This is a genomic window from Desulfobacterales bacterium (genome assembly GCA_028704555.1).
GTDB lineage: Bacteria > Desulfobacterota > Desulfobacteria > Desulfobacterales > JAQWFD01 > JAQWFD01.
Genome location: JAQWFD010000012.1, coordinates 21,050 through 28,058, shown reverse-complemented (window position 1 = coordinate 28,058; position 7,009 = coordinate 21,050). Strand labels below are relative to the sequence as shown.

Here is a 7,009-nt window from a genome sequence, read left to right as displayed (position 1 = left end):
CCCCAAAAAAATTTTTTTAGAAAAAAACCCCCCCCCTTTTCCCCCCCCCCCCCCCCCCCGGGGCTACCCATATTAATATTCGAAATATATACCGTTAGTATTAAGCTTAAACAACACAGCCTGTCAAATAAAAGCACGCTTACCATGCATCCCAGAGGGATAAACACAAAAAGACAGCGCGTCGTTCCCCGGTCTGAATTCGGCCATATTCTCCGGATATCTACAGATATATCCAAAAATAAGATTTTTTGTCAACTCGGTATTTATCATAGTACTTTTGTATAAATATAAAATATATATTTACTTTTATTTTACTTTTTATTTCATTTTAAAGATATTATTACTTAAAATGCGTTAACATTTCGTGTATCAAATATTTTTACGTGGCAAGTAAACATTTGTATTTTATAAATTAAAAATCAAACTACTTGTTTTATAAAAAAATTTTTACTTTTATTTTTATTCATCATCAATAAATTTAAAAAAATTATATGTTGACACAGAAGAATTATTTTCTTATTATTCTATAGATAATATTCTATTACGCCCTGATTTAAACCTCTTCGTTTCAGACACGATTTTTCCTTAATCAATAATTTCAGCAATATTTAACCGAAAAGGAGGCATATGGAGTTTAAAACAAATCCAGCCATCGAAAAAAAATTAAAATTATATTCACGCAACACTATTCACCAGATTCCTCAGACAGAAAACCTTCCGAAAAGACTGCTATCTTCGGTAAAAGCGGCCGCTACGGTCTTCCCATTTAAAGTAAACAATTATGTGATCGAAGAATTGATTGATTGGGACAATATTCCGCATGATCCTATCTTTCAATTGACATTTCCTCAGCCCGGCATGCTTGAAGATTTTGAACTTGACCGGATGGAACGCCTCATACGGAAGCAGGCATCCGAAAAAGAGGTGAAGATCGCCGCACAACAAATCCAGATGAAACTGAATCCCCACCCGGCAGGACAAATGGATTTGAATGTTCCAATCGAGGGTGGAAAAATTTACAGCGGGATGCAGCACAAGTACAATGAAACGGTTCTCTTTTTCCCCAGCCAGGGACAAAGCTGCCATGCATACTGCACCTACTGCTTCAGGTGGGCTCAATTTGCCGGTCTGGACAATCTGAAATTCGCCAGCCGGGATGCTGAAGCGCTGTTCACCTACATAAAAGCACATCCGGAAGTAACCGACGTTCTTTTTACCGGTGGAGACCCCCTCACAATGAGAACAAGGGTGCTCAAAAGGTATACGGACCGGCTGATCCGGGAAAAACCCGCAAATCTGTCAACCATCAGAATCGGGACAAAATCGCTGGCCTACTGGCCCTATCGGTTTATCACAGACAAAGATGCTGACGAACTGCTGCAGCTCTTCGAGCAGATCACCCACAGCGGAATCCATCTGTCAATCATGGCACACTTCAGCCATTCCAGAGAGCTGGAAACACCTGCCGTCCAAACAGCGATCAAACGGATACTGAATACCGGCGCCACGATTCGATGTCAGGCCCCGCTTATCAAACATATCAATGATGATCCGGATGTATGGTCAACCATGTGGAAAACTCAGGTCAAACTGGGGGCCATTCCATATTACATGTTTGTGGGAAGGGATACAGGCCCGAAAGATTACTTCAAGCTCCCTCTGAAAACCGCTTATCAGATTTTCAGTCAGGCGTATGGAACCGTATCGGGCTTATGCCGAACGGTCAGGGGGCCGTCCATGTCTGCCACACAGGGAAAAATTCTGATCGACGGCATTTCAGAAATCAAGGGGGAAAAAGTCTTCGTCCTGAAATTCATACAGGGTCGTGATTCTCAATGGGCCAATAAAGTCTTTTTTGCCCGATATGACAGTAAGGCCTCGTGGCTGGATGAATTGAAGCCCGCATTTGGGGAGACCGATTTTTTCTATACAAAACGACTCAATGCCATAGCATATGCAAAGCGTCAGGCCCAATTTCAACTGCCCCACTATGATGAAGAGGCCGATGAGATGGAATGTGCTCTCAGCTAATGCCCGTCCATAAATCCGGTTTTAAACAGCCGGGCACAGCGCATTTTCCCCTGCGTCAGGATGGTTTTCATCCGACGCAGCTGGCAGATGCAACGATTTTGACCCGGATCACGGTTTTAACCCGGTACTTGAAAACGGATGATATCTGCCGATCAATTCGGCGACATCCCGGGACTCTTTTTTCCGGCCCCGCTTCAGACACCCATTCGCATATATAGAACCTTTTTCAGCCAGCATGTTCACGGCAGCGGCATACTGCACCGGTGATAATTTTTTGCTGTCGATAATCTTTTTCAGCGCCTGTATGCGATATCTATCCAACCCCGGCGCTTTTGAAAGCTGATCCTGATGCCCGCCCCGCTTGACGATCAACGGTTCATCAATCAGATACACCGGATACCGGCAACTGATTCTGAGCCACAGGTCATAGTCTTCACAGGCTGGCAAATCCTCGTCAAAGATACCGACCTTATCGAACAAAGACCGCCTTATCATCACGGCAGACGGACTGACCAGACACAGCTTCAACGACGGCTCAAATATCATTCCCGATCTTTTCCTATGCCGTTTTTTTGGATTCACCCTTATCCCATTACGAATCCATATCTCTTCTGTTTGACAAATCAAAGCATCCGGGGTCTGTTGAAAAAACTCGACCTGACGAATCAATTTATCCGGCAGCCACAGGTCATCCGAATCCAAAAACGTGATAAGATCACCCGACGCCGAAGCAATCCCCGCATTTCGGGCAGAACTGACCCCCTGATTATTCTGTCGAATAACCCGGATTCGGTCTTCACAGGAGGCAAGCACCTCTCCGGTATCATCGGTCGACCCGTCATCTACAACAATGAGTTCATAACCCGTAAATGTTTGAGATAAAACCGAGTCTATCGCCTCTTCAAGAAGCCGCGCCCGGTTATAAGTTGGAATAATGACACTCACCTTGGGAGTTTTCAATCTGTTTTCCATGGATACCGTTTCTGGGATATAGATACTTCAGTTAATAAAGGACTTGATCTTCGTTTCGGCCCGATTAGCTGACATATCCTTTTATTGACTTTTCCGGCAATAAAAGAAATATTAGGATTATTGGTTTTGCTTCTCAAATGTCCCCTGAGCCTTCAACGTCATAGTAAATATGGCTTAGAGGTTACATGGCATCCGTAGCCATAAATTTGTTTAGCTGCCGTCATTGGAACGCCCCTTCCCGCCAACCCCAAAAGGAGAAAATACCATGGCCGTAAAAACACCCAAGCGACAAAAAGTGATTCTGGATCTTGCAAAAGTCAACATGCTGAATGCAGAAGGATGCCCGGCCTGCGGCCGAAAATTTTCATTGGGAGATACAGCCGTTCCGGCATATGGCTCGTGGGGTGATCGTCCCAAACTCATTCATGAAAACGAAGCAATATTTGACAGAGGCAAAGGGGCCTATTATGAAAGAAAATATTTTGACTCCCTGAAAAAAGAGGACTAACCAGGGATGCTGGAACTATGAAGCTAAAGCGCAAAAACTCGGCGCGCCTCAAACAGTTTGCGCTTCTTAACGCTTCATAGTCCCGGCATCTTTCCCCGGATAGCGCAATGTCATACGCCGGGAACGGGCGGGACTCCGTGACCACACTTCGGAACTATGGCCGAAGTTATGATCGAGCCCGACATATCAAACGTCAGCTCATCCGGCCAAGGGCGCTCATGGCCATCTGCCGGTCCTTTTTTGCAGGCATCAACCACAGCCCGGTTGTCCCGTATAATGACATCCCGATCCGGGTCCACATTATTAAACAGTTTCCACAGCAGTTGGGATTCATCTGCAAGGTCTATCCCCTGATCAAACAGGATCAGAATATTAAATTGGCCAATTTCAGGACAGCACAAAAGCTGTTCCGCAAAATAGGACCCGCCCCGGGTTGATGTTTTTTCAACCGTTATGGCCAGCAGTCGATTGCCCGATTGGGCAGAGAATGAAATCGATTCGAGCAGCTGCCGGCAATTGACTGCGCCCGACACCCTGTCTGAAATATTGCCAGGCACCGGCTGTTCATCAGGATGAACAGCGGCCTGCTCCGCTCCGGTGCGAGGGGGTTCCCCGAGACATCTTGCCGTCAGATCGATCCCGATTTTATTACCAAAATTAGGAAGCGGGGATGAATGATCCAGCACATCCAGGACCCCTTTGCTCAATGTAATGTCCGAGGCGAGATCAAAATGCCGGATAAAGGCTTCCAGCACGCTGCCCGAATCCTGACAATCCACTGTTTTATCGACCACGACAATGGCCTTGCAAAAACTCATCTGCCCCTGCCCCCAGAGGCCGCTCATAATTTTCTGGGCATGCCCGGGGTATTCCTTGTCAATTGATACAATGACAATATTATGAAACACGCCTTCCCACGGAAACCAGTAATCGGTTATTTCCGGCATCACCGCCTGAATCATGGGTAGAAACAGCCGTTCCGTGGCTTTGGCCAGATAACAGTCCTCCATGGGGGGCGGCCCGACCAGCGTGGCATGGTAAACAGCATCCTTTCGATGGGTAACAGCCGTCACATGAAACACCGGATAATCATCCTCCAGGGAATAATACCCGGTATGATCCCCGAACGGGCCTTCCCGCCGGAGTTCACCGGGCGTTACATACCCTTCCAGGATAAATTCCGCTTCAGCAGGGACCTCCAGATCAACGGTGACCGCCCGGGTCATGGCCACCGGTTTTCGACGAATAAATCCTGCCAGCATCAATTCATCCACACCCCGGGGCATCGGCGCGGTAGCAGAATACACGGTCGCCGGATCAGCGCCGATGGCAACCGCTACCGGCATCGGTTTCCCCAATCGACAGTACTCCTGATAATAATGAGAGCCGTCCTTGTGAATATGCCAGTGCATACCGGTCGTCTGCCTGTCAAAAATCTGCATCCGGTACATGCCCACATTGCGCTTTCCGGTAACCGGGCTCCGGGTGATTACCAGGGGGAGGGTCACAAAAGGTCCGCCGTCCGCGGGCCAGCAGTGAAGCACAGGAAGCTTTGACAGATCCACCGCATCGCCTTTAATTACCACCTGCTGGCATGGCGGCGTCCCAGACTTGAACCGGCGGGGAAAAAACCGTGACACCCCGATGGCCATGGGGACGATATGAAGCGCCTCTTTAAGGGTGCGGGGCGGATTAAAATCGATGAATTCCCTGATCCGCTCGCCCAGCTGATCCAGATGCCCAACCCCTAATGCCATGCATATCCGATGAGGGCTTCCGAATAAATTTGTGGCTACCGGAAAGGCCGAATCCATTACATTCTCAAATAGAAGTGCCTTGCCGCCTGCCGGACGTTTGGACTCCCGATCGGTGATCCGACTGATTTCCAGGCAGGCGGATACTGGTTTATGGATACGCGACAGTTCACCGGCCCGATCCAGTGCATTGATAAATTGTCCCAGATTTTGATACGCGCCCGGATTATTCATTCACGAACTCCCCCCATTGTCTGCTCAATTGATGTTCCACGTGAAGATGATCCAGTACCCTTGCCACGACGGTATCCACCAGTGCTTCAATGCTTTGGGGATGAAAATAAAATGACGGGGAAGGGGGTATGATGGTGGCACCTGCAGAGTCTGCACGAAGCATATTTTTCAAGTGAATCCGGCTCAGCGGCATTTCACGCGGCAGCAGAATCAGCGGCCGTTTTTCTTTCAGGCAGACATCTGCCGCCCGATGAATCAGATTTTCCGCAATACCCGATGAAATATTGGCCAGCGTTCTCATGGAGCACGGCGCGATCACCATTGCCTCATGCCGGAATGACCCGCTGGCCGGTGGCGCAAACAGGTCCGAAGGTTCATAGCATTTCAAAGATGCCTGTTCATGAAAATTCACACCGGACCGTTCAAGAAACGAGATCATGGATTCACCCTGGTAACCCATTTCATGCTGGAGCACCTTTTGTCCGGCCTCCGAGACAATCAGGAAAATATCTGCCGGCACCTGCACAAGCGCCCGTAACAGCCGAACCCCGTACACAGCACCCGAAGCCCCGCATATGGCAACAACAAACTTCCTGCTCATAAACATCTCCTCAGCAGTTCATCGATGAGAATACCAACAAACAACAGGATGGAAATTATGCTGTTGATATGGAAAAACGCAATCGGAACCCGGCTTAAATCATCCGGCGTTACGAGCCGCTGTTCGATAATAAGCAGCACTCCGATAATCATAACGGTGATCAGGTATACGAGATGCATGTCAAATACTATATGAATAAGAAAAAAGCAGATAAAGGACAGCACGTGCAGGGCAGATGAAATCAAAAGGGCGTTCTGGACGCCAAAAAAAACGGGTATGGAAAAAAGGCCTTCGCGCCGGTCAACGTCCAGATCCTGGCAGGCATAGAGAATATCAAACCCGGCGATATAGGTCATCAGCGCCAGAGACAGCAGCACAATGGACCACGAAAATCCCTGTGTCAAAGCGATCCAGGTTCCCAGAGGCGCAAGGGATATGGCAAACCCCAGATACAGATGACAAAGCCAGGTAAACCGTTTGGTATACGAATAGCCAAATAAAATAAGCAATACCGGAAACGACCCGATCAGACAGATTCTGCCCAGCATCCCGGCAGAAAAAATAAACAGCGCCGACGATAAAATCACCAGTATCCATGACGACATGACGGAAATTCGTCCTGCAGGAATTTCCCGCTGACAGGTTCGCGGGTTTCTGACATCCAGACCCGCATCGGTAATCCGGTTAAACCCCATGGACGCTGATCGCGCTCCGACCATGGCCAGCAGTATCCAGATCAAATCTGCCGGCTCAAATTTATGGTACCGTGTGGACAGGACCGCTGACGAAAGCGCAAACGGAAGAGCAAATACCGTATGGCTGAACTTAATCATCCGGCCATACGTCAAAACCCGTTCCGTAAGGGGATTCATCACATGCTTCCAATTCATCCGGCCATAATCCAAAACG

General features: G+C 48.2%; 6 protein-coding genes. 2 read left to right on the top strand and 4 right to left on the bottom strand.

The features are described from left to right. Positions 1-627: 627 nt before the first annotated feature. The gene (locus tag PHQ97_06240; GenBank protein MDD4392333.1) at positions 628-2,031 is read left to right on the top strand and encodes a lysine 2,3-aminomutase; all 1,404 of its coding nucleotides are present in this window, start codon (positions 628-630) and stop codon (positions 2,029-2,031) included. A gap of 108 nt (positions 2,032-2,139) precedes the next feature. On the opposite strand, the gene PHQ97_06235 is transcribed toward PHQ97_06240, so the two are convergent. Beyond that, positions 2,140-3,003: a glycosyltransferase gene (locus PHQ97_06235; GenBank protein ID MDD4392332.1), complete on the bottom strand. Its 864-nt coding sequence runs from the start codon at positions 3,001-3,003 to the stop codon at positions 2,140-2,142. 265 nt (positions 3,004-3,268) lie between these two features. Here PHQ97_06235 and PHQ97_06230 point away from each other — a divergent pair, with 265 nt between their 5' ends. After that, positions 3,269-3,511, top strand: coding sequence for a hypothetical protein (locus PHQ97_06230; protein ID MDD4392331.1), 243 nt, complete (start codon positions 3,269-3,271; stop codon positions 3,509-3,511). A gap of 110 nt (positions 3,512-3,621) precedes the next feature. On the opposite strand, the gene PHQ97_06225 is transcribed toward PHQ97_06230, so the two are convergent. From PHQ97_06225 to ubiA, 3 genes are read right to left on the bottom strand one after another with little or no spacing between them, the layout of a single operon-like run. Beyond that, a complete protein-coding gene (locus tag PHQ97_06225) occupies positions 3,622-5,499 on the bottom strand; it encodes a menaquinone biosynthesis decarboxylase (protein ID MDD4392330.1) in 1,878 nt (625 codons plus the stop codon). Further along, positions 5,492-6,100 carry a UbiX family flavin prenyltransferase gene (locus PHQ97_06220; GenBank protein ID MDD4392329.1) on the bottom strand — a complete coding sequence of 203 codons (609 nt, stop codon included), beginning with the start codon at positions 6,098-6,100 and terminating at the stop codon, positions 5,492-5,494. Before PHQ97_06220 ends, PHQ97_06225 begins: the two co-directional genes overlap by 8 nt. Continuing rightward, entirely contained in the window at positions 6,097-6,990 is an 894-nt protein-coding gene (gene ubiA / locus PHQ97_06215; protein MDD4392328.1) for a putative 4-hydroxybenzoate polyprenyltransferase, read from the bottom strand. The genes PHQ97_06220 and ubiA overlap by 4 nt, the downstream gene beginning before the upstream one ends. Positions 6,991-7,009 lie beyond the last annotated feature (19 nt).

Bases quoted from the DNA above. Each gene is read 5' to 3' on its own strand.
- PHQ97_06230 (MDD4392331.1), top strand. From the start codon at position 3,269: ATGGCCGTAAAAACACCCAAGCGACAAAAAGTGATTCTGGATCTTGCA.
- PHQ97_06220 (MDD4392329.1), bottom strand. From the start codon at position 6,100: ATGAGCAGGAAGTTTGTTGTTGCCATATGCGGGGCTTCGGGTGCTGTG.
- PHQ97_06235 (MDD4392332.1), bottom strand. From the start codon at position 3,003: ATGGAAAACAGATTGAAAACTCCCAAGGTGAGTGTCATTATTCCAACT.
- PHQ97_06225 (MDD4392330.1), bottom strand. From the start codon at position 5,499: ATGAATAATCCGGGCGCGTATCAAAATCTGGGACAATTTATCAATGCA.
- PHQ97_06240 (MDD4392333.1), top strand. From the start codon at position 628: ATGGAGTTTAAAACAAATCCAGCCATCGAAAAAAAATTAAAATTATAT.
- ubiA (MDD4392328.1), bottom strand. From the start codon at position 6,990: ATGAATTGGAAGCATGTGATGAATCCCCTTACGGAACGGGTTTTGACG.